The sequence below is a fragment of the Pedobacter cryoconitis genome (assembly GCF_014200605.1).
GTDB lineage: Bacteria > Bacteroidota > Bacteroidia > Sphingobacteriales > Sphingobacteriaceae > Pedobacter > Pedobacter cryoconitis_B.
Genome location: NZ_JACHCE010000001.1, coordinates 222,517 through 245,720 on the forward strand (window position 1 = coordinate 222,517; position 23,204 = coordinate 245,720).

General features: G+C 40.0%; 18 protein-coding genes and 1 tRNA gene. 4 read left to right on the forward strand and 15 right to left on the reverse strand.

Features of this window, described 5'->3' with window-relative positions; translation table 11 throughout:
* Positions 1–2: 2 nt before the first annotated feature.
* A complete protein-coding gene (locus tag HDE68_RS01120) occupies positions 3–2,426 on the forward strand; it encodes a thiamine pyrophosphate-dependent enzyme (RefSeq protein WP_183878083.1) in 2,424 nt (807 codons plus the stop codon).
* 85 nt (positions 2,427–2,511) lie between these two features.
* Here HDE68_RS01120 and HDE68_RS01125 read toward each other — a convergent pair whose 3' ends face one another.
* The 8 genes from HDE68_RS01125 to HDE68_RS01160 all read right to left on the reverse strand — a co-directional run bounded on the left by HDE68_RS01125 (position 2,512) and on the right by HDE68_RS01160 (position 11,291).
* Positions 2,512–4,152 carry a S8/S53 family peptidase gene (locus HDE68_RS01125; RefSeq protein WP_183878085.1) on the reverse strand — a complete coding sequence of 547 codons (1,641 nt, stop codon included), beginning with the start codon at positions 4,150–4,152 and terminating at the stop codon, positions 2,512–2,514.
* 166 nt (positions 4,153–4,318) lie between these two features.
* The gene (gene aroC / locus HDE68_RS01130; RefSeq protein ID WP_183878087.1) at positions 4,319–5,410 is read right to left on the reverse strand and encodes a chorismate synthase; all 1,092 of its coding nucleotides are present in this window, start codon (positions 5,408–5,410) and stop codon (positions 4,319–4,321) included.
* Between the two features lie 62 nt (positions 5,411–5,472).
* Positions 5,473–6,735, reverse strand: coding sequence for a 3-phosphoshikimate 1-carboxyvinyltransferase (gene aroA, locus HDE68_RS01135; RefSeq protein ID WP_183878089.1), 1,263 nt, complete (start codon positions 6,733–6,735; stop codon positions 5,473–5,475).
* Between the two features lie 67 nt (positions 6,736–6,802).
* Entirely contained in the window at positions 6,803–7,939 is a 1,137-nt protein-coding gene (locus HDE68_RS01140; protein WP_183878091.1) for a chorismate mutase, read from the reverse strand.
* 52 nt (positions 7,940–7,991) lie between these two features.
* A complete protein-coding gene (locus HDE68_RS01145; RefSeq protein ID WP_183878093.1) occupies positions 7,992–8,825 on the reverse strand; it encodes a prephenate dehydratase in 834 nt (277 codons plus the stop codon).
* A 270-nt stretch (positions 8,826–9,095) separates the two neighbouring features.
* Positions 9,096–10,028, reverse strand: a complete 933-nt coding sequence (locus HDE68_RS01150) for a sterol desaturase family protein (RefSeq protein ID WP_183878094.1) — start codon at positions 10,026–10,028, stop codon at positions 9,096–9,098.
* Positions 10,018–11,085 (reverse strand): 3-dehydroquinate synthase, encoded by a 1,068-nt coding sequence (gene aroB / locus HDE68_RS01155; protein ID WP_183878095.1) that lies wholly within the window; start codon positions 11,083–11,085, stop codon positions 10,018–10,020. Before aroB ends, HDE68_RS01150 begins: the two co-directional genes overlap by 11 nt.
* Positions 11,085–11,291: an RNA-binding S4 domain-containing protein gene (locus HDE68_RS01160; RefSeq protein ID WP_183878096.1), complete on the reverse strand. Its 207-nt coding sequence runs from the start codon at positions 11,289–11,291 to the stop codon at positions 11,085–11,087. The genes aroB and HDE68_RS01160 overlap by 1 nt, the downstream gene beginning before the upstream one ends.
* 95 nt (positions 11,292–11,386) lie before the next feature.
* Between HDE68_RS01160 and HDE68_RS01165 the strand changes: the two genes are divergently transcribed.
* Positions 11,387–12,571: a proline dehydrogenase family protein gene (locus HDE68_RS01165; protein ID WP_183878097.1), complete on the forward strand. Its 1,185-nt coding sequence runs from the start codon at positions 11,387–11,389 to the stop codon at positions 12,569–12,571.
* Between the two features lie 169 nt (positions 12,572–12,740).
* On the opposite strand, the gene HDE68_RS01170 is transcribed toward HDE68_RS01165, so the two are convergent.
* The 3 genes from HDE68_RS01170 to HDE68_RS01175 all read right to left on the reverse strand — a co-directional run bounded on the left by HDE68_RS01170 (position 12,741) and on the right by HDE68_RS01175 (position 15,340).
* Positions 12,741–14,249, reverse strand: coding sequence for a catalase (locus HDE68_RS01170; RefSeq protein ID WP_183878098.1), 1,509 nt, complete (start codon positions 14,247–14,249; stop codon positions 12,741–12,743).
* Between the two features lie 116 nt (positions 14,250–14,365).
* Positions 14,366–14,683, reverse strand: a complete 318-nt coding sequence (locus HDE68_RS26340) for a DUF962 domain-containing protein (RefSeq protein ID WP_184660192.1) — start codon at positions 14,681–14,683, stop codon at positions 14,366–14,368.
* A gap of 18 nt (positions 14,684–14,701) precedes the next feature.
* The gene (locus tag HDE68_RS01175) at positions 14,702–15,340 is read right to left on the reverse strand and encodes an HAD family hydrolase (RefSeq protein ID WP_221300641.1); all 639 of its coding nucleotides are present in this window, start codon (positions 15,338–15,340) and stop codon (positions 14,702–14,704) included.
* A 68-nt stretch (positions 15,341–15,408) separates the two neighbouring features.
* On the opposite strand from HDE68_RS01175, the gene HDE68_RS01180 reads away from it, so the two are divergent.
* Positions 15,409–15,482, forward strand: a tRNA-Ile gene (locus tag HDE68_RS01180).
* A 136-nt stretch (positions 15,483–15,618) separates the two neighbouring features.
* Positions 15,619–16,611, forward strand: a complete 993-nt coding sequence (locus HDE68_RS01185) for a YhcG family protein (protein ID WP_183878099.1) — start codon at positions 15,619–15,621, stop codon at positions 16,609–16,611.
* A gap of 397 nt (positions 16,612–17,008) precedes the next feature.
* Here the strand turns inward: HDE68_RS01185 and gap are convergent, their stop codons facing one another.
* The 4 genes from gap to HDE68_RS01205 form a co-directional block, all read right to left on the reverse strand.
* Complete coding sequence (gap, locus tag HDE68_RS01190; protein WP_183878100.1) at positions 17,009–17,986, reverse strand: type I glyceraldehyde-3-phosphate dehydrogenase; 978 nt, start codon at positions 17,984–17,986, stop codon at positions 17,009–17,011.
* Between the two features lie 21 nt (positions 17,987–18,007).
* Positions 18,008–18,490: a hypothetical protein gene (locus HDE68_RS26460; RefSeq protein WP_260171555.1), complete on the reverse strand. Its 483-nt coding sequence runs from the start codon at positions 18,488–18,490 to the stop codon at positions 18,008–18,010.
* A 91-nt stretch (positions 18,491–18,581) separates the two neighbouring features.
* A complete protein-coding gene (locus tag HDE68_RS01200) occupies positions 18,582–19,994 on the reverse strand; it encodes an efflux transporter outer membrane subunit (RefSeq protein ID WP_183878102.1) in 1,413 nt (470 codons plus the stop codon).
* Positions 19,995–20,021: 27 nt separating this feature from the next.
* The gene (locus tag HDE68_RS01205; protein WP_183878104.1) at positions 20,022–23,192 is read right to left on the reverse strand and encodes an efflux RND transporter permease subunit; all 3,171 of its coding nucleotides are present in this window, start codon (positions 23,190–23,192) and stop codon (positions 20,022–20,024) included.
* Between the last annotated feature and the right edge of the window lie 12 nt (positions 23,193–23,204).

Below are 23,204 nucleotides of genomic sequence, written 5' to 3' on the forward strand. Positions count from 1 at the left end.
TTATGATGCTAAATAACAAACTTACGACGAACCCCATCGATGCCTCAGAATTAAGTTTTGACGACTTCAAGACTATCGTAGTCGATGATTACAGGATTGCTTTCGAGAGCAGACAGGCTAGTTTACTAGGCCGTAAAGAGGTTTTAACAGGTAAGGCTAAGTTTGGCATTTTTGGTGACGGGAAGGAACTTCCTCAGATTGCAATGGCTAAGGCTTTTAAAAATGGCGACTGGCGTTCGGGATATTACCGCGATCAGACCTTCGCTTTTGCTACAGGAATATGTACCATTAAAGAATTTTTTGCCCAATTATATGCAAATCCAAGTGTAGAAGCAGATCCAGCTTCTGCCGGCCGTCAGATGAACTGCCATTTTTCCACACGTTCGCTTAACGAGGACGGTTCATGGAAAAATTTAACAGAAATGAAGAATTCTTCTTCTGATATCGCACCCACCGGCGGCCAGATGGCACGTCTGGTAGGTTTAGCCTATGCTTCTAAATTATACAGACAAAATCCAGAATTAAATTACCTGAAAAACTTCTCCGTTAATGGAAATGAAGTTGGTTTTGGTACGATCGGAAACGCTTCCACTTCCGAAGGCGTGTTTTTCGAAGCGATCAATGCAGCAGGTGTTTTACAGATTCCAATGGCGATGTCAGTTTGGGACGATGCTTACGGGATTTCAGTTCCGGCAAAATATCAGACTACCAAAGAAGATATTTCAGAGATATTAAAAGGTTTCCAGCGGGATGAAAATAACCCTGGTTATGAAATATATAAAGTAAGAGGATGGGATTACCCTGCGCTTTGCGAAACTTATCAGCAGGCTATTCAAATTTGCCGTGACGAGCACGTACCTGTGCTGATCCATGTAACTGAAGTTACACAGCCTCAGGGTCACTCTACTTCAGGTTCGCATGAACGTTATAAAGACAAAGCAAGACTGGAATGGGAAAAGGAATTTGACTGTATCCGTCAGATGCGTCTGTGGATGCTTGAATCTGCTATAATTACAGAAGAGGAAATTGCTGTATTAGAAGATACCGCTAAAAAACTTGTTCGTGATGCACAGAAAGAAGCATGGAATGAATTCCTTGGTGATATTAAAGTAGAAAAAGATGAGGTTATTAAATTAATCAGAGATCTTTCTGATACAAACCAGGCTTTATCAAAAATTGCTGGTACACTAGCCGGAACACCGGATGCACAGCGTAAAGAGGTCATTTCTTCTGCAAGAAAAGCACTTCGTATTACTTTGAATACACCTTCTGAAGCCAGAACCCAGTTGTTAAACTGGTATGCAAAAGAGAAAGCAAACAACGAAGAACGTTATAATTCCAAACTGTTTACAGACGGAAAAGAAAGCCCTTCGCTGGTAGATATATTACCTGCAGCTTACCATGATAACAGTAAAATGGTAGATGGCCGTGAATTGCTGAATGCTTGTTTTGATGCTAATTTTGCAAGAGATCAGCGTTTAGTTGCTTTTGGTGAAGATTTGGGAAGCATTGGTGATGTGAACCAGGGATTTGCAGGTTTACAGGCTAAATATGGTGAACTGAGAATTACTGATACCGGAATCAGGGAAATGACTATTGCAGGGCAGGGAATAGGATTGGCACTGCGTGGTTTAAGACCAATTGCAGAGATCCAATACCTGGATTACCTGTTATATGCATTAAATGTTTTAAGTGATGACCTTGCAAGTTTATCATACCGGACCAAAGGCGGACAAAAAGCACCTGTAATTATCAGAACACGCGGACACCGTTTAGAAGGAGTATGGCATTCAGGTTCACCAATTGGTATGATCTTAGGCTCATTGCGCGGATTACACCTTTGTGTGCCACGTAATATGACCCAGGCTGCCGGAATGTACAATACGCTGTTCAGAGCAGACGAACCTGCTTTAATGATTGAATGTCTGAACGGATACCGCTTAAAAGAAATGTTGCCTGATAACGTAGGTGAATATACAGTGCCTTTAGGAAAAGCTGAAATCATCAGAGAAGGATCAGATATTACCGTTGTTTCTTATGGTTCAACACTGAGAATCGTAGAAGAAGCCGCAGCAGAACTGGCAGCTTACGGAATTTCTGTAGAAATTATTGATCCTCAAACCTTACTTCCATTTGATACGGATCATTTATGCGCATCTTCATTACAGAAAACAAATAAATTATTAGTGGTAGATGAAGATGTTCCGGGTGGTGGAACAGCTTATATCCTGCAACAGATTTTAGAAGTTCAGGGTGGATATTATCATTTAGATGCACAGCCACAAACTTTATCTGCTAAAGCTCACCGTCCTCCTTATGGATCTGACGGAGACTATTTCACTAAACCATCAGTTGATGATGTAGTAGAAATGATTTATCAGATGATGAATGCACATAACGAAGCAAAATTTCCTGCGATTTTTTAAATTAAATAGTCCCGGTGCATAACCGGGACTATTTGAATATATTAGCCTATTAAATAGAGATTTATATATTAATTATACCGTTAAATTAAGGTTGTACAGCTTTTAAAACGTCGATAGGACCATAACCTAGTTTAGCATCCTTATTAGGGTATAACTTTGCAGACTCTGTCATTCTTTGTAATACTTGTTTGCCTGTCCAGGTTGGGTGAGATGACCATACCAATGCAGCAATACCAGCATTGATTGCTGTAGCCGCAGAAGAAGACCCCGAGAAGCCATATTTACCAGGTGTTTCCTGATATACCGGCACTGCATTATTTACCCCCGCAGAAGTTGCTGTAGTACTGGTGAAAAGTACTTTGTCGCCTTCATGGCATTCTTTACAGCTTACCAATTTACCAGTTGAACTATAATCAGTACCAGTTACGGCTATGGCTTCACTCATTGAAGCCGGGAATATAACACCAACACTTTTAGGTATATCAATCACAAAGAAGCCAAGATCAATTGGTTTAATTGATGTTCCTGCAGCAGCGAAGATCAGTTTACCTTTACTTTTAGCATATTTAACTGCATCTGCCAAAACAGAGATGTCGAAAATCCATCCATTAGACATAGATATAATTTTAACCTTATCATCATCCGCTAATTTAATCAGTGCATTTGCAACACCCTGTTGTTGTTTTGAACTCCATAAAGCTACGAAATCTGTTCCTCTGTAACTTACCAGGTTACAATTATAAGCAATCCCTACTGGAAGGCCTGCTTTTTTTGGAGCAGAAATTAAAGTAGCCATGCCAGTTCCATGACCGATAGTCATATCATCTGCGTTCGCATAAACACCATCATTTGAACCTGAGGAGTTACCCTTGAACGTACCAAAAAGTGCGATCGTTCTTCCGGTTCCGCCGCTATTGAATTCTTGTGGTGAAAAGGCCGTTTGTGTAGAATAAGGGCCATTATCAATCAATCCTACAGTAATCCCTTTACCTGTACTTACTTTCCAGGCATCAGGAATCTTTTGGTCGCCAAAACTTTTAGGAATCAATGGCTCTCCGCTGCCCTGAATAAACCAGCCCGGAAGTTCAGCAGGGTCACCGCCGCCAGAACTCATTGTTTGCGTTGCAAGGGCTGTTCTGCTTTTCATTAAGTTCTTATTGTAATCAGCAGGTTCTACATAACGTATTGCTTTTGATTTACGCAAATCCTGCAGTGTTCTTAATTTGCCAATTTTAATTACCATACTAGTCAGCACAGGGCTTTCATATTGAAGCACATCCTTGTAAGATTCTGTGGTAACAGCATTTGATTTAATTCCTTCATCATTTCTTACCTGCTGTAAGAGTTCAGTTTTGATACCATCAATATTTACCCCGGCCTTTCTGGCTTCAGATAAACTGATATTGGTCATTTGTGGTTCCGGATTAAGGCTTTCAGTATTGGTTGTACTGTTAGTTTGTGGATTTCCATAACCTACAGAGACCAGGCTATCTCCGTGTATAATTGCACTGAATAATAATTCGTCACTTTGTTCCTGCCAGTTAAATCTGCCGTTCTTCTGCAGGCTCGATTGAATTACTGCATTAATTTCCTGTACAGTGTAGATTTTGTCTTTTTGATTAGAAGGGTCCTGACTGTTATTAGAAAGGTTGTCCTTACGACAAGATGCGAAAGTGATTAATAGGGTGGCACATAGTATTGCCGCGCTCCTGGTATTGTTTTTCATAGATTTCGTTTATTAGATTAGATGGTATTTAATAGGTGATCCTAAATTAGAAATAAAAATTCATTTAATTTAAATTAAGATAGTTTTAGTGAAAGATTTAACACAAAAAAAATGCCCTGTTATTTTTTAGATAACAGGGCATTTTGAATAAAGAAGATTTGATAACTTATAATCTGCTTGATTTATTTCTCAGTAACTGATCTGCAAGGACTAAAGCGGCCATTGCCTCTACGATAACTACCGCTCTTGGCACCACACATGGATCATGGCGCCCTTTTCCTTTAATTTCTGCGGCTTCGCCTGCTGCATTTACCGTTTGCTGATTGTGCATGATAGTCGCTACTGGTTTAAAAGCTACAGTAAAATTAATTTCCATACCGTTAGAGATTCCTCCCTGTATACCACCAGAAAAATTAGTCAGTGTTTTTGGTGCATGACTTCCATCAGTCAGAAAGATATCATTGTGTGCTGATCCTTTCATCTCACTTCCCGAAAATCCTGAACCATATTCAAAGCCATGTACTGCATTGATGCTTAACATTGCTTTTCCTAAATCGGCATGAAGTTTATCAAATACCGGTTCTCCTAATCCCGGAGGACAGTTTTGAATAATACAGCTGATTTTTCCACCTACTGTATCACCGTCTTTTCTGACGCTGTCAATAAATTCAATCATCTCATTTGCTGTCGCAGGATCTGCGCAGCGCACGATATTCTCCTCACGCTGAGCTAATAATTCAGCAATAGGTAAAGCTTCCAGGTTAGGTGCATTGATCGTACCAACAGCAGATACATGGGCAAAAATGCCAATGCCATAATGCTCCAGTAATAATTTTGCAATAGCACCTGCCGCTACACGTGCTGCGGTTTCTCTGGCAGATGAACGGCCGCCTCCACGGTGATCCCTGATACCATACTTAGCATCATAGGTATAATCCGCATGCGAAGGGCGATAAACAGTTTTATTGTGCTCATAATCTTTTGAGCGGTGATCTTCGTTCGGAATCAGCAATGCTATCGGTGTACCTGTACTTTTTCCTTCAAAAATTCCGGATAAAATTTGTACCGTATCGCTTTCTTTCCGCTGTGTAGTGATCTTTGATTGTCCCGGACGACGTTTATCTAATTCCGATTGGATAAATTCAAGATCAATTGACAGTCCGGCAGGACAGCCATCTACGATAACGCCAATAGCCTCACCATGTGATTCTCCAAAAGTTGATATCCTGAATAAGTGTCCGAAGGTATTCCCTGCCATGTCTTTAATTTAAATAGTGTATGTTATTTCTAAGTAGAAGCTTAATTCAGGTTTACCTGTTATCAGGCTAATTCCTCAACTGTAAAACCCGCTTTTTGCAAGTGGTTCCAGAAATCAGGATATGACTTCTCAACAACCTGGAAATCTTCAATTTCTACTTCTTTAATCAGTAAGCTTAATGGTGCAAATGCCATAGCCATTCTATGGTCATCGTAAGTTGCGAAAGATACCTTATCCGGGAAGTTTAATCCTTCACAGTTTAAAGTATATACCTCATTTTCTTCATTTAAGATAACGCCAATTTTAGCCAGCTCATTCTGTAAAGCCAGAATTCTGTTGGTTTCTTTAATTTTAAGCGTTTCTAAACCTGTAAAAGCAAGATTTAAGCCTTTCGCTGCTGCACAAACAATAATTGTTTGCGCCAGATCCGGGCAGTCTTTTAAGTTTAAGATTGTTGTAGGTTGTGGTTCATTTTTGCTGGCTGATAAAGCTATTCCATCTGCAGTCCTTTTGGTGTTTACACCAAGGCCAATCATAATTTCCTGAATTTTACTATCACCCTGTAAACTTTCTTCTTTCAGGTGAGGTAACTCAAGAGCCGCCTGATCTGCCAGTGCAGCAATGCTGTACCAGTAAGAAGCAGCGCTCCAGTCAGGTTCTACAGTTAACGTAGCCTCCTGATATTGCTGCTGGCCGATATAGATATTATCACCGTTCCAGGTATGCGAAACACCCGCCGAAGCTAATAAAGCCAGCGTCATCTCTACATAAGGCCTGGAAGTTAATCCCCCTTCAATATTCAGTGAAAGACCAGCAAGAAGTTTTGGTGCAATAATCAGCAGGGCCGATAAATACTGGCTGCTCACATTTCCTTTAATAGAAACCTCAGCGCGTACGTTATTCAGTCCACCATTGATCAATAGGGGAGGGAAACCTTCGTTTTTAGCATACGAAATATCTGCGCCCAGGCTTTTTAAAGCGTCTACTAAGATTCCAATAGGACGTTCCTGCATTCTGGATGAACCGGTAAGCAAAAATTGCTGAGGGATAGTAGAGAGATAAGCTGTCAGAAAGCGCATTGCAGTGCCGGCATGACCCACATCCACAGTTTTTCTTTCATCTGTTTTATCCTCTTTTAATTCGGTGAGAATTCTGTTTAAGGTTACGGTATCAGCAGCATCAGACAGGTTATTCACCTTCACTAACCCTTTACTGATTGCAGCAATAATTAAAGCTCTGTTGCTCTCGCTTTTAGAACCCGTCAAGTTAATTGTCGCATGGATATCCTTTTGTCCCTTGAAGGAAACAACTGCATTTTTACGCATTAGTATTTATATTTTGAATTTAATATTTCCGGGAGCCTGATTAAAAGCTCCCGGAAACACTAAATGATTAAGATTTTACAGCTTCTGAAGCTTCAACGATTTCTTCTTCAGTTTTACCTTCGTTCATAATCTCAGTTTGTTTTCTGATTGATTCACCGTGAACCAATTCTAAAAATTTCTCTGTGAAACCAAGGTCTAATTTAAGTGCTTTAGCAAAAGCAGTTCCTTTTTTAAGGATTTCATCCCAACGGTTAACTTGCAGGATGGTTACTTTACTATCTCTTTTGTACTGACCGATTTTTTCAACGATAGCCATACGCTCGCTTAATTTCTGAAGCAGTACATCATCGATTTTGTCAATTTGTTTACGTAATTCAGCTAATTTATCTGCAAAAGCCTCATTGCTTGATTCTGGATCACGTAAGCTTAATTTAGCGATAAGCTCTTCTAAAGCAGCAGGGGTAACCTGTTGTTTAGCATCAGTCCATGCTACAGATGGGTCAATATGTGATTCAATCATTAATCCCTGCATGTCAAGGTCAAGTGCTTTTTGAGCAATGTAAGGGATCAGTTCACGGTTTCCGCAGATATGTGAAGGATCATTAATGATAGGTAATTCAGGGCAAAGTGTTTTTAACTGGATAGCAAGTTCCCACATTGGTTCGTTACGGAAAGAACTTTTTTCATAAGAAGAGAAACCACGGTGAATAGCACCTAATTTAGTAATACCTGCATTGTTGATACGCTCTAAAGCACCAATCCATAAAGAAATATCAGGATTTACCGGGTTTTTAACTAATACAGGGATATCAACACCTTTCAAAGCGTCAGCAATTTCCTGTACAGTGAAAGGGTTAGCTGTTGATCTTGCGCCGATCCACAGAATGTCTACACCAGCTGCCAATGCTTCTTCAACATGTTTAGCATTAGCTACTTCTACAGCTGTTGGTAATCCAGTTTCAGCTTTAGCTTTTTTCAACCACTCCAGACCAATACTTCCAATTCCTTCGAATTCTCCCGGACGGGTACGTGGTTTCCAGATCCCTGCTCTTAATACAGATACCTTACCAGTTGCAGCCAATAAATGTGCTGTTGATAATAACTGATCTTCAGTTTCTGCACTGCATGGTCCAGAGATGATAAGTGGTTCGTTTTTGACGTTGATCCAGCTCGATAATGGCTGAATGTTTAAATTTAATTTCATGATGAGGGGGATTTTAATGTGAGTATATGTTTAGTGTTTTAATGCTTTATATTCAGACGGTATCATTTTTTTGATATTCGCCCATGATGTTAAAGTTTACAGTGTATTTCAGTGCTTTGCGGATGGCGATGTCATATTTTTCACTCTCTAACCATTCCACGTCTACATAAAAATAATATTCGCTTCTTTTACCTAAAACGGGCATAGACTGGATCTTACTTAAGTTTACATTCTGCTCTGCAAAAATGTTCAGTATTTTAGATAGTGCACCTACATGGTTACCTACCTGGAAACAGATAGAAGCTTTGTTGGTCTCAGTCAAATCTTCAGTTTTATCGTTCTTAAGAATCAGGAAGCGGGTGTAATTCTTTTTGTTGGATTCAATTCTTCTCTCTATAATATTTAAGCCATAAAGCTCAGCTGCTAAAGAGTTTGCAATAGCAACAGTGTCAGTTAACTGCTCGTCTCTGATTTTTTTTGCACAGGCAGCAGTATCCACACTTTCCACTACTTTAAGATGAGGAAATTCATCAAAGAAATCAATGCACTGACGGATCGCAATAGGGTGAGAGGTAACAAACTTCACATCCTCCAGTTTTACTCCTGGCAGCGCCATTAAGTGCAGTTGTATAGGAAGGTAAACCTCACCTGTAACTGCAAAATTGTATTCTCTGATCAGTGTGTAGTTTGGTAAAAGACTACCTGCAATTGAATTTTCGATAGCCATTACTACATAGTCAACTTCCCGTGCTTCAAGCACTTCGCATGTTTGTTTAAAGGAATTACATTCGACAGTTTTAATGTCTTTGCCAAAGAATTTGAAAGCAGCTTCTTCATGAAAGGAGGCTTTAATACCTTGTATTGCTACTCGTGTTACTTTTTTCATTTTTATAATCTTCTGCGTTAATTTTTGCTTTAAACAAAAAAAAGTCCCGGCATGCTGCCGGGACTTTTCATATACAATTTATGTTGTTTCTTTTGATTGCATATCAGTCCCGGCTCTTACTAAAGTAGTAGAAGTAGCTAAACCAATATGTAGTGATGTTTCTCATTTTTTTTTTGTGGTGGACACCTAAAATAGTATCCTGCATTTTTAATCTTTGTTTTTTCAAATGTAGCAACAAAATTTAATTTGTCAAATTTAATTTAAAAAAAATTATTTATGGTGGCTCAGGGGTGTGGAATGGGCAATTTTATTTTTTTCCTCCGCATCTTTTAGCTCCTGCTGCATCACTTTTGCAATTTGTGTACTTCCATCATGGCTCCATCCCGGAGGATTAAACATGTACTTGAGTTTATTCATTAAGCCTGGTGCACGTTTCATATCCGCAGTCATGGCTTTAAATTCATGAAACACAATATTTACCGGCCCTGTGTCTTCTGGCTGATGTGTAAGGCCGTATACAACGGTTTCTTCCGGTAGTTCTTCCTGAAAAGTTCCGAACATCCTGTCCCAGATAATTAAGACCATACCCATATTTTTATCCAGGTAACGGATATTACTTGCATGGTGTACCCGGTGATGAGAAGGGGTAACCAGGAAGTATTCCAGGACAGGGTGTAGTTTTCCTACTGCCTGTGTATGCACCATATTTCCATAAAGCTGGGTAACCAGATAAGCGAAAAGTATGTCTATAGCCGAGAAACCCATAAATGCCAGCGGCAAATAAAAGAAAACGCGGTATAACGGTTCAAAAACAGTAGACCGGAACCCTGTGGTCAGATTAAACAATTCGGAAGAGTGATGTGTCACATGCATCGCCCAGAAAAATCTGATATAATGACCTGAAGTATGTAGTATCCAGTATAATAAGTCTTGTGCAAGTACCAGGACTATCCAGTAAACTACTATATTTTTGATTTCAAATAACCGGAAATGGTAACAGTAATCCAGTAAAAAAAACGTAGCTGTTTTTGTAGATATATTAATTAAAAAGGCTAACCCCATCAGGTATACGTTAGTCCAGGTATCTTTTTTAGCATATAACTTCCTGTCATGCATGTAACTGATATACATTTCTACTATAGAAATGACAATTAACAGGCCGAACAGGAGGGAGAGCGTTATATTTCTAGGATCATTTAGCATAGGTTAAATTGTAATATTCCAAACTTTCGACGATGTCGCTTTCTGAAACTCTACAGTTGTAAGTGCATTTTCCAATGCTTTGCAATAATGAAAACAGCACATTACCATGTTCATTTTTCTTATCGCTCTGCATGAATACAGAAAGTTGGGCGAATGATTTTTCTTTAATTTTATAAGCAGGATATACTTTGGAGATATACTGACGTATTTCTTCCAGTTCTTCTGCTGTAAGTGTACTGTTTTTATGAGAAAGATAAGCTTCACAGATCATTCCTATAGCGATTGCTTCGCCATGGGTCAATGGTTTTTTATCATTGCTCAGCGAATAGCTTTCTACGGCATGGCCGATAGTATGACCAAAGTTTAAGATTTTTCGTAAACCTTTTTCATGCGGATCGGTAGTTACAACCTCATTTTTGATTGCTACAGAACGGTGTATTGCGGCAGTGGTTATGTTTTTATAATCAGCTGCTTTTAATTGGTGATAGTATTCCTGATCAACAATTAATCCGTGTTTTATCATTTCTGCAAATCCTGAAAGCAGTTCACGCTGTGGCAATGTTTTCAGGAATTCTGCTTCAATAAATACCGCCTGAGGTAAACTGAAAGTACCGACCATGTTTTTTACATTATCGATGTCAATACCGGTTTTTCCACCTACAGAAGCATCAACCTGTGATAACAAAGTAGTCGGGATATTGATAAAATCAACACCACGTTTATACGTAGAGGCCACAAATCCGCCCATATCCGTAATCACACCGCCACCCAGATTAATCACCAGGCATTTACGGTCTGCTTCGAAATCGAGCAAAGTCTTCCAGATGCCAATACAAAAATCAATGTTTTTGTTCTCTTCACCCGGATCAGTTTCGATCAGATCGAATCCGCTGAAATCGTCGAGCATATCCCTGAATACCGGTAAACAAAGTTCGGCCGTATTTCTGTCTGCAAAAACAAATACATTACTGTATTTGCCGTTTTCAATGATTTCTGCTAATGGTGCTAATCTGGTATCAAAATATATATTGTGCCCAGCACTTTCGAGTTTATTCATTATACTATTTTAATTTGGTTACCCATAAAATCAATCAGGTCACCGGTACGTACTTTCAAGCGCTTGCGATAATCTACATTTCCATTATACTTAACCAGACCGTCTTCTACTACTGTTTGAGCTTCACCGCCACTTTGAACAAGTCCGGTAGCTTTTAGCAAAGAAATAAGGGGAATAAATTCGCCTTCTAATTTAAATTCTATCATTGTACTGCAAATTTACAATTATTTATAAACGGATTAGCAAATGATAGTCCCGGAATTTATATTTTTGCGTCCGTTTGACTAATATATCAATCCAAATGCAAGTATCCCCAGGGAAAAAACTAAATTTTGACAATACGGAGATAGCTTTTCGTAATAAATCAAAATCAGAACTAAACAGCGCATACTGGTTATTCAAAATAATGAGTAGCAATTTTTTGACTCAGGTAGGCCCGCCTGTGACAAATTTATTTTTAAACATCGGATTACCGATCCAGGGAATTATCAAATCTACAATCTTCAAACAGTTTTGCGGTGGCGAGACTATTGCAGAGTGTGAGCATACGATTGCTCAGCTGGCGGACGGTAAAGTAGGTACTATCTTAGATTACTCTGTTGAAGGAGAAGATGAGGAGCATGTATTTGATTTTACCTGTGCAGAGATTATCAGAACGATAGACCGTGCGGCAGGAGATAAGCGTGTTCCGATTACTGTTTTTAAGGTTACCGGGATCGGACGTTTTGCTTTACTGGAGAAACTGGATGCTAAAGCTGAACTTTCAGCAGAAGAGCAAAAAGAGTTTGAAAGAGTTAAAAAACGTTGTGAGCGTATTTGCAGAACAGCATTTGAAAAAAATGTGCCTGTAATGATTGATGCAGAAGAGACCTGGATCCAGGATACTATTGACGCATTGGCTTTAGATATGATGATTCTTTTTAACAAAGAGAAGCTGATTGTTTATAATACTTATCAGTTGTATCGTCATGATAAACTTGCGCATTTAAAAGCAGATCATATGGTCGCTGCAAAAGCAGGATTTATTTTAGGTACTAAGATTGTTCGTGGAGCTTATATGGAAAAAGAGCGTAAGAGAGCTGCCGAAAGGGGTTATCCTTCGCCAATTCAGCCAGATAAAGAAGCTACAGACAGAGATTATAATGAAGCTATTACTTACTGTGTTGAACATATAGAGCAAATTGGTGTAGTTTGTGGAACACATAATGAAGCAAGTTGCAGAGTTTTGGCAGAATTGCTTGATAGCCATCAGATTAAACATGATCACCCTCATGTATATTTCGCGCAATTGTTAGGAATGAGTGATAACCTGAGTTTCAATTTATCTGATGCAGGATATAATGTAGCTAAATATGTGCCTTATGGCCCTGTTAAAGCTGTTATGCCTTATTTATTCAGACGTGCGCAAGAAAACACTTCGGTTGCAGGACAAACCAGCAGAGAGCTTGATTTGATTGCGAGAGAAAAACAGAGAAGAAACGGATAATTTCCAGAATCATTGATGAAAGCCGCCTTACAGACCAATTGTAAGGTGGCTTTCTGTTTTAAAGGGTCTTGACCCGATTTCTTTTATCATAAAAAGCCCCCTGTTTAAATCGATAAACAGGGGGTTAGAAAAAAAACTTAATTCGTATAATTCCAGGCTGATTTTTAGCCTAGTGCTTTTGCTGCTGCATAGCCTGGGCGGCGTCAATGCCTAATCCGCTGGCAATTGCCATGCCTAAGCCAATATCAGCTCTGAACCAATGGCACAGTTGCAGATTGATAATCTGATCCCTTCTGGGGCCGCTAATGCCGCTCATTGCACCAACGATATTGTTGATTAGATTTTTGCGGTCGCTATCGCTCATGACCTTGCGGTATAGGTCACCTGGCTGGGTATAGTGATCATTATCGCCTTCACCTTCGTTTCTGTCATACCAGTCTGCAACATTAGATTCTAATTCCCATGCCGGTTCTTTATAGCTTTCATCAGGAACGACATCACCAAAGCTATTTGGATAGTAATTTGGTTCTTCATTTCCATTATCATCTATACGCATTTGTCCGTCACGGTGATAATTGTTCACCATAAAAGGGCATGCATTTACAGGAATCTGCTCATAGTTTACACCTAAGCGGTGACGGTGTGCGTCAGCATACGATAATATACGTCCCTGCAGCATTTTATCAGGAGAGAAACCGATTCCGTCAACCAGGTTAGAAGGAGCAAAGGCTGCCTGTTCCACATGTGCAAAATAGTTTCTTGGTACCTGGTTCAATTCAATTTCGCCCACTTCAATCAATGGGAATTCACCATGTGGCCATACTTTAGAAAGATCGAAAGGGTTCCATTTGAAGGTTTTAGCTTCTTCTTCTGTCATCACCTGGATTTTCATCGTCCATTTCGGAAATTCTTTATTGTCAATTGCTTCTACTAAATCACGTTGGGCATGATCCATATCCTGCGTACGCATAGCATCAGCTTCTGGTCCTGTGAAGTTTTTAATTCCCTGCTGGGTTTTAAAATGGAATTTAACCCATACACGTTCGTTATCAGCATTGATCATAGAATAGGTATGGCTACCAAATCCATCCATATGACGATAAGAGAAAGGTGTACCACGGTCAGACATCAGGATCATCACCTGGTGAAGACTTTCGGGATTTAATGACCAGAAGTCCCACATCATTGCCGGGCTTTTCAGGTTAGTCCTTGGCTCACGCTTTTGAGTATGAATAAAATCACTGAATTTTTTAGGGTCTTTGATAAAGAAAACCGGAGTATTGTTACCTACTAAATCCCAGTTACCATCTTCTGTATAGAATTTAAGTGCAAATCCACGTGGGTCTCTTTCAGAGTCTGCACTTCCTTTTTCACCACCTACAGTAGAAAAGCGTAAAAACATTTTACAGGTATTACCTATTTTGTTAAATATTTTTGCTTTTGTATACTTTGATATATCATGGGTGACCGTTAATGTACCATATGCACCTGTTCCTTTGGCATGTACTACTCTTTCTGGAATACGTTCACGATTAAAGTGAGCCATTTTCTCATGTAAGACAAAGTCCTGTAATAATAAAGGGCCTCTTCTGCCTACTGACTGAGAATTTTCATGCTCAGCATAGGGTCTGCCGGAAGCAGTTGTTAATTTGCGCGTTGGTTTGTTCGTTTCTTCCATGGTTATTTCGTTTTGCTGTGATAAAAGTAGATAGTATTATCATGGTAAACCAACACCTAATTTCTATACTGATATAGAGTTTGTCTATGAGGATTTATAAGTATTATCAATATCAGCTATTTAACCCTGAAAGGTTGTCTGCCCATCATCAGGTCTCCGAATAATAAAAAGTCACTTGCCAGGCTAAATAAAGGATATTTAAAAGTGGCTGGTTTGTTTTTCTCAAAAAAGAAGTGCCCTGTCCATGCGAAGCCGTAACCTGCAACAGGTATTAGCGCGAAGAAAATGAAGGCATGGAAAAGCATAGCTGTAATAAAGCAGAGGCCGATAAGACCGGTACCCACAAAATGTAATATTCTATTAGTGGTATTCTGATGTTCCTGCAGGTAAAAAGGGTAAAATTCTTTTAATGTTTTGTATTTGTGATCTTGCATTTGCTGATTGTTGTTCATCTATATTAATATACCGTTACTTTTTAAGAAGGCTCCGAGGTTTTCAGGTTTTTCTGTCATGAGTAAAGTTTGCAGTCCGGCTTTTTTTGCGCCTTCAAGGTGACCCGGGGTATCGTCTATAAATAACGTCTCTGCGGGATTCAGATTGTTTTCATTAATTACTTGTTCAAATATCTCTACATGCGGCTTACGAAGTTTCATCAGTTGAGAATAATAGGTTTTCTCGAACAGGTGATCATTGTTTGGTACGTCATGTTCTCTTTGAAGATAATCCATGATATAGTCATAGTGGATCTGATTGGTGTTGCTTAAAAGAAAAGTCCGGTAGTTTTTCTTTGCTTCGAGCAATACTTTATGCGTATCGGGGTGAACTCCGATCAATAAACTGTTCCATGCAGCGTCAATTTCTGTATCTGTAAGGGCTGGATTTTGTGCAATTTCCCTTATTCCGTCTCTAAATTGGGCAGCAGTAGAGGTTCCTGTCTCTAAATCGTTAAATATATTATGATGTCCTGAATGCCCGAAAAAAGTTTCTATATTTGGTATACCTAGTTGTTTCAGAGAGTTTTGTGTGATTCTGAAGTCTATTTCGAAGATAACATTTCCGTAGTCGAAGATTATATTTTTAATTTTTTGCATAAAACTATTTTTAAAATTCGATACAAATATGTAACATTGCACTCGCAAAATCTAATAAGATTTTACGCGGGCCATTAGCTCAGTTGGTTAGAGTAGAAGACTCATAATCTTTTGGTCGATGGTTCGAGCCCATCATGGCCCACGTCTTTTAAACGCCGTTTTCATACCGAGAACGGCGTTTTTGCTTTGATTTAAAGTCGTTTCAGCTCTAGAGCGATGTCTTACGTGGGTTTATTAAAGTTATTCTGCGTAATTTTGAGTAGATGAAATTCTTTAACATGGGAGGACTAGAAAAATCGAGTATTCTTTTTAAGCAAATCACTGAAATTGTAACGCATTCGAGACAAAAAGCATATCAGAATAGCAATGCTATTTTGCTGCAAATGTATTGGCAAATTGGGCATATTATTATTGAGGATGAGCAGCATGGTAACGCTAAGGCAGCATATGGGAAAGCGGTGTTAAAAAATTTAGCTCAACAACTTACAGTTGAATTTGGAAAAGGTTTTGATGAACGTAACTTGAACAATATGAGGGCATTTTACAATGCCTTTCCAATTTGGAACGCAGTGCGTACCGAATTGAGTTGGACTCATTATAGAATTATATGCCGTTTGGATGCAGAAAATCTCAGAAATCAATATGTAATCCATGCAGTTGAAGCTGGTTGGGACACACGCACCTTGCAACGTAATATCACATCACAATACATCGGACGTGTATTAGATACAAGTAAACAAGAAACTCCAAGAGCTCAACAATTAGTAAAAGATCCTTATATATTTGAATTTTTGGGCTTACCAATGGAGACCAAGATCTCAGAGAATAAAATAGAAACAGCCCTAATTAATCATCTACAGCAATTTTTAATGGAATTGGGGAAAGGCTTTGCTTTTGTTGCAAGACAGCAACACATTGTAACTGATACGTCTGACTTTTTTATTGATTTGGTTTTTTACAATTATTATCTGAAATGCTTTGTTTTAATTGATCTGAAAACTGATGAACTAACTCATGGAGCAATTGGGCAAATGGATATGTATGTCAGGATGTACAATGATTTGAAAAAAGGTGAGGATGATAATCCAACCATTGGTATTATACTTTGTACGGAGAAAGATGAAACTATCGTTAAATATTCCATATTAGCAGAAAACGAGCAATTATTTGCAAGTAAGTATCGTTTATACCTGCCGAAAGAAGATGAATTGAAAGAGCTAATAGAACAAGATAGGATAAGATTTGAACTTGACAATAACCTTGAAGAATAGTGTTAAAGTTTTTTAGCCAAATCTGCAATTAAACCTAAATCAGACAAGAAATGGTTCGAGAAGCACCCAGTTTGGCCCACTAACCCTTTCATGAAAATGAGAGGTTTTTTTCGTTTCTAAAGGCAGGTTTTTAGCCTTCATCACTGGCTTTGGCTTCGTCCACGAGTCAGGTTCAACAGAAATTTTTGTTTAACTGCACGCAAAAATGTAAAGTAACTCTGCGTGCCAAACAACCATTTGTATGGCTAGTGTTACTGCTAAAATCTACTCCCATCGCACGAGAAAATTTGTAAGCATATACATATCACGAGTTGAACTAGCCCGTGATATTTACATGCTTAGTTTTTTATATTTGTGGAGCGAATGCCTGCGGTTCTTTTATTGTTTTTACACGGTATTAAATTACACTGATCAGTTCGGATATCCGGTTAGATATGCCGACTTCGTTATCATACCAGGCTACTACTTTAACCAATTTTCCGATAGCTTTAGTCATAGTGCCATCTACAATTGATGAGTGTGGGTTCCCTAAAATATCTGAAGATACAAAAGCCTCTTCAGTATATTGCATAATACCTTTTAATGTGGTTTCTGCATAACGTTTTAATGCCTCATTCAGTTCAGTTATTGAAACTTCTTTTTTAAGGTTGATCGAGAGATCGACAATTGAACCGTCAATCACCGGAACGCGGTATGAGTAACCGTCCAGCTTACCTTTAAGGCTCGGTAAAACATCGCCGATGGCTTTTGCTGCGCCGGTACTTGTTGGGATAATATTATAAGCTGCGGCACGAGCCCGGCGAAGATCTTTGTGCGGTGCATCCTGCAAGTTTTGATCAGCAGTAAAAGCATGAACTGTAACCATATAGCCTGATTCAATTCCATATTCTTTTTCTAATATGTGCAGCACCGGCGCGATACTCCCTGTAGTACATGAGGCGGTAGAGTAAATTTCATCATCACTTATTAATTCATTATTAACTCCATGGACAACGGTTTTGATGCCGCCTGTCGCAGGTGCCGTGATCAATACTTTTTTAGCTCCTGCATGAATGTGAGCTTCGGCAGCTTTTTTATCGGTAAATCTTCCGGTCGATTCAATCACCCGCTCAATTCCTAACTCTCCCCAAGGCAGTTTTTCAGGATCTCTTTCGCTCAATAGTTTAATTCGTTTTCCGTTAACAACCAGGTTGTCTCCATTGACGCTGACCTCTCCTGGAAAACGACTGTGAGCGGTATCATATTTAAGTAAATAAACCAGTGTATCTATGTCTGTCAAATCGTTTATTGCGACAACTTCAATGTTCGGTTTATTCTGTAAAGCGCGTAAGGTCATTCTGCCAATGCGGCCAAATCCATTAATTGCAATTTTCATATTGTTTACGTTTTATTAGTATTAGATTATACCTGAATTAGCTGAAAAATGATTATTCACTTCTTTTATTGATCTCTTTCGAAACTTTTTGTACCATATTATCCCCAACGCAATCATCAGGAAATAAACCGTTCCCAGCAAAATTAAAACTCCAGTGTTTATGCCTAGAGAGATTGTGTTACCATTTTTTGAACCTTGCTCGGCATTGATGGAACACATGGCACACTGCGCTACCGATTGCGGAGAGTTTATAAATGTTAAAGACAAGATAAGCACAAAAGCAAGTGACGCATCTGACTTGGGTAATATTTTCAACCTCATCGTTTCAAAGTTTGGACTGGAAGAAACAGGTATCTTCTTATTCGGACATGGGCATTGAGCCTCTTTGTCGTCATTATAAAGCGTAACTGCCAAATCTCTTCTAATATCAGTTTTAAACGGCCGATGGCTATTGGACAAACGTCTTTGACCATCAATGTAACTTCCATAAAAATTGTTAATCATCGTTTTCCGGTTTTAATAAGTATATTGATTAATGCTAGTGTAATTCTTCTTTTATCATTATTTGAACTTATAGTTCAATGGTCATTTTCAATCAATTTGTCCCGCCTCCCAGGCTGCGGTACAAATCAACAATTGCGGAAAGCTCCTGCCGCTTGATGGAAGCGAAATCAAGTTCGCTTTGCAGGACGTTTCCTTGTGCTATGATCACTTCCAGGTAGTTCGCCATGCCGTTTTGAAAAAGTGAATTGGCATTTGCAGTCGCATGCTGAAGCGTTACGACACGTTTACCCACAATAAGTTCCTGATGTTTTAATTTCGCAATCTTTACCATTGCGTCGGATACTTCTCCAACAGCTTTCAAAACGGTTTGCCGGAAAAGGATAACCGCCTTCTCCCGCTCAATATCAGTTAATTTATACTGTGTAATTAATTCCTTATGTTGCAGTAATGGCTGTACGATACTCGCTCCAACTACTCCAAAGAGGGAGCCTGGTATATTGAACCAATTGCTTGCTTTCAGTGCATTGGCACCTCCACTGGCAGTGATCCGTAGTGCGGGATACATTTGAGCCTTACTGATACCTACTTTCGCATTCGCGATGACTAAGTCTAACTCTCGGCTTCTAACGTCTGGCCGTCGGCGAACCATAGCTGATGGTACACCCGCCGAAAGCTCGACAGGAAACTTGATTTCATCGAGGATGGCGTGACGGCGGATGGCGACCGGCAGTTGCCCAGCAAGAATATGAAGTGCATTTTCCTGTAAAGCAATCTCTTGCTCAAGTTGCGGAATAAGCTCTGCCGCTATAAGTTGCTGTGCCTGCGCCTGCTGAACAGCCAGGGATGTAACCTGCCCGAAATTGTATTGCACGGTTACTATGTGCAATGTACTATCATTTAAAGCCATGTTATGCTTTGCGACCCGTAGCTGTTGGTCTAGCATGAGCAGGTTGAAATAGCCCTTGGACACGTTGGCAATAAGATCTGTTTGCAAGGTTTTCCTTACTTCATCACTTTGCAAGTAGGCAGCAAGCGCAGCTTTATTGGTGTTTCGAATCCTTCCCCAGATATCGGCTTCCCAGGAAAGGCTTGCTCCGGCAGAATAATCTTCAATATGATTGGAACCTAAAAACTGGCTGGATGTCAAACCATTGAGACTGTATTTCGACGGAATAATCGTGCTGCCTGTGATATTTAAGTCGAGGGTCGGTACATTGTTCCACTTGGATTGCCTTACAATATGCTGCGCTTCTTCTATGTTTTTTAGTGCGATATGCATGTCGAAGTTTTTTTTCAGCGCACTGTCAATCAGCGCCAGTAATACTTCGTCACGGAAAAAGCTCTTCCATGGCAGAGCACCTATACCCACGGTGTCTTTTGCTGCCTCATCATTGAAGGCAACCGGCAATTCTGCTTTGGGTGCCTGTACGTCTTTGTAGATTTTACACCCCGCAACCGTAAAAAGCAGCCCAATAATTGAGATGATTCGAGAATAATTTTTCATTGAATATGTTAAATATTTAAATGCTTATTAATTGACTGCTTCAGCTTCGGGTACTAGTTCAGGTTCTGAATGAATCTGCTTACCGGAAACTTTTTCATGCAGCGCCTGGAAGACCACAAATAGAACCGGTATAATAAATAATCCCAGAACGACCCCGCCCAGCATACCTCCGGCCGCGCCGATACTGATAGAATGATTACCCATGGCAGAGGGACCGGTAGCGCGCATCATAGGAGAAATACCTGCCACGAATGCGATAGATGTCATAATAATCGGACGAATACGAAGTTTGGCAGCCTCCAGTGCCGATTCCACCAGTGTGTGGCCGGCATGTCTGCGTTGCACAGCAAATTCCACGATTAGAATAGCATTTTTTGCCAGCAATCCGATTAGCATAATGAGGGCTACCTGGATATAGATATTATTATCAATGCCCGTCAACCCAATTGCTATAAAAACTCCGATAATACCGGTTGGTACGGAGAGCACTACCGCGAGGGGTAGGATATAGCTATTATATTGAGCGCATAATAAAAAGTAAACGAATAAAAGAGAGAGAACAAAAATGATCACCGATTGGCCGCCGGAAGAAATCTCCTCTCTTGTCATTCCGGAAAACTCGTAAGAATAACCTGTGGGCAGCACGTTTGCGGCAACTTCGCGAACTGCCTGAATCGCACTTCCTGTGCTATAACCTGGTTTTGGCACAGCATTGACACCTATTGAATTGAAGAGGTTATAACGGGTGATAACTTCCGGGCCATATACTCTTCTCAACCTTATCATCGTTTTAACAGGCACCATGTTACCCATTTTGTTCTTCACATAAATTTGATTCATGGAGGCTGGATCGGCACGCTCTTCCTGCTCTGCCTGTACCATAACCCTGTAATACTTCCCAAACCGATTAAAATCGGAAACCTGGGCGCTGCCGAAATAGGATTGCATTGTGCTTAGCACATCTTTTTCATCAACCCCCAGTTGCTCGATTTTTTCATGATCCAAGACCATTTGATATTGAGGGTAATCTGCTCGAAATGTAGTAAATGCAACCGCGATTTCCTTGCGCTTCATTAATTCGGCAATAAAGTGGTTTGCAATACCTCCAAATTTATCCAACTTACCACCTGCCTTATCCTCCAGGACAAAATCAAGTGCATCTACATTGCTGAATCCCGGCACAGTCGGAAAAGAAAATACGAAGCTCTGGGCACCTTTTATAGTATTAAGACGCTTTTGCAGTTCAGCTATATTTGCACCGACATCATTCATTTCACCCCGTTCACCATCTTTTTTCATCCTAAAGAAAGCGACACCGGATGATGGGCTTGTTGAATTAGTCAACACATTGAAACCTGCCACTTCATTGAAAGCAAATTTTGCTTTCATATCTCTCACTTTGTTAGCCGCTTCATCAAGTATTGCCTGTGTTCTGTTCATAGAAGATCCTGGCGGAAGATTCACCGATATTGCGATAAAGCCTAAATCTTCAGATGGAATAAAACCGGTTGGCGTCCTTCTAATAAGCCATCCTGTAATCAGAACAATAAGTACCAGCCCTCCAATACTGATCCACTTGAATTGGATCATTTTCTTTACAGCTCCTATATACTTACCGGTCACATTTTCAAATCCCTTATTGAAAGCAAAGAAAAATCGCTGTTTAAAAGTCATTGGCTTTTCGTGGCGATCATGATTCACATCTTTCAATAATAATGCACATAAAGCCGGGCTAAGGGTTAGCGCATTCAGTGCAGATATGGCAATTGCAATTGCCAGGGTGAACGCGAACTGCCGGTAAAACACACCAGCTGAACCCTTCATGAAACCGACTGGAAGAAATACAGCCGCCATTACCAATGTAATTGAAATGATTGCGCCAGTGATTTCATGCATGGCGGCCATAGTAGCTTTCTTTGGCGTCATGTTCCGATGCTCTAATTTGGAATGCACTGCCTCGACCACCACGATCGCGTCATCCACCACAATTCCGATGGCGAGTACAAGCGCAAATAAGGTCAGCAGATTGATGGAAAATCCAAAGACAGACATAAAGAAGAAAGTACCAATAAGGGCTACAGGGACAGCTATTGCTGGAATCAATGTTGAGCGGAAGTCCTGCAAGAATAGATACACTACGATAAAAACCAGGATGAAGGCTTCTATCAAAGTATGCTCGACCTGGCTAATGGATTGATCCAGCATATCTTTGGTATTGTAAAGTATCTGTTGTTTAATTCCGGGTGGAAAATCCTTCTCTGCCTTTTTTAGAAACTCAGCTACCTTGGTCTGTATTTCCCTTGAATTAGAGCCGGGCAATTGTATAACCTGGAATAGAACACTTTGTTTGTCGTTCACGGTATTGAGCGAACTGTAAGTATAGCTACCCAGCTCAACCTTTGCAACATCTTTAAGTTTCAACATACTACCATCAGCGTTCGCTCTGATGATCATATTTCCATATTCCTCGGGCTTGGTGTATTTTCCAGGATACTTAAGTACGTATTCAAAAGACCGGTTGCTTGACTCGCCAAATCTTCCCGGGGCTGCTTCCTGATTTTTGCTTTTAACGGCTGTCATTACCTCCGTTGGAGTAATGCTATAATTGGCCATTTGTGCCGGATTAAGCCAAATACGCATGGAGTAATCTTTGTTGCTACCGTAGAAAGTCACCTGGCCAACGCCTTGTATTCGTTTAAGCTCAGGAATTATATTTATTTGTGCGTAGTTGGTCAGATAAGTTGCGTCATATAATTTAGGCTTTTCACTCATCAGGTTAATCGCCATAATGAGCGAATTCTGCACTTTTTGTGTGGTGATGCCAGCCTGAACCACCTCCGGCGGTAAAAGTCCGGTTGCCGACGATACACGATTCTGAACATTTACTGCCGCCTGGTCAGGATCAGTACCTAATTTAAAGTAAACTGAAATGGTTAAGGTTCCATCGTTGCTCGAAGTGGAACTCATATAGGTCATATTTTCGACCCCATTGATCGCTTCTTCTAATGGCGGTGCTACTGCACGTACCATAGTTTCAGCATTTGCGCCAGGATAATTGGCTGACACCTGTACGACAGGGGGAGCTATATCAGGGAATTGTTGTATAGGTAGTCCCATTAGGCCTACCGCACCGAGAATTACCAGCATGATGGAGACCACCGTGGCGATAACCGGTTTATCGATAAAAACTTTTAACATGATGTAATAATT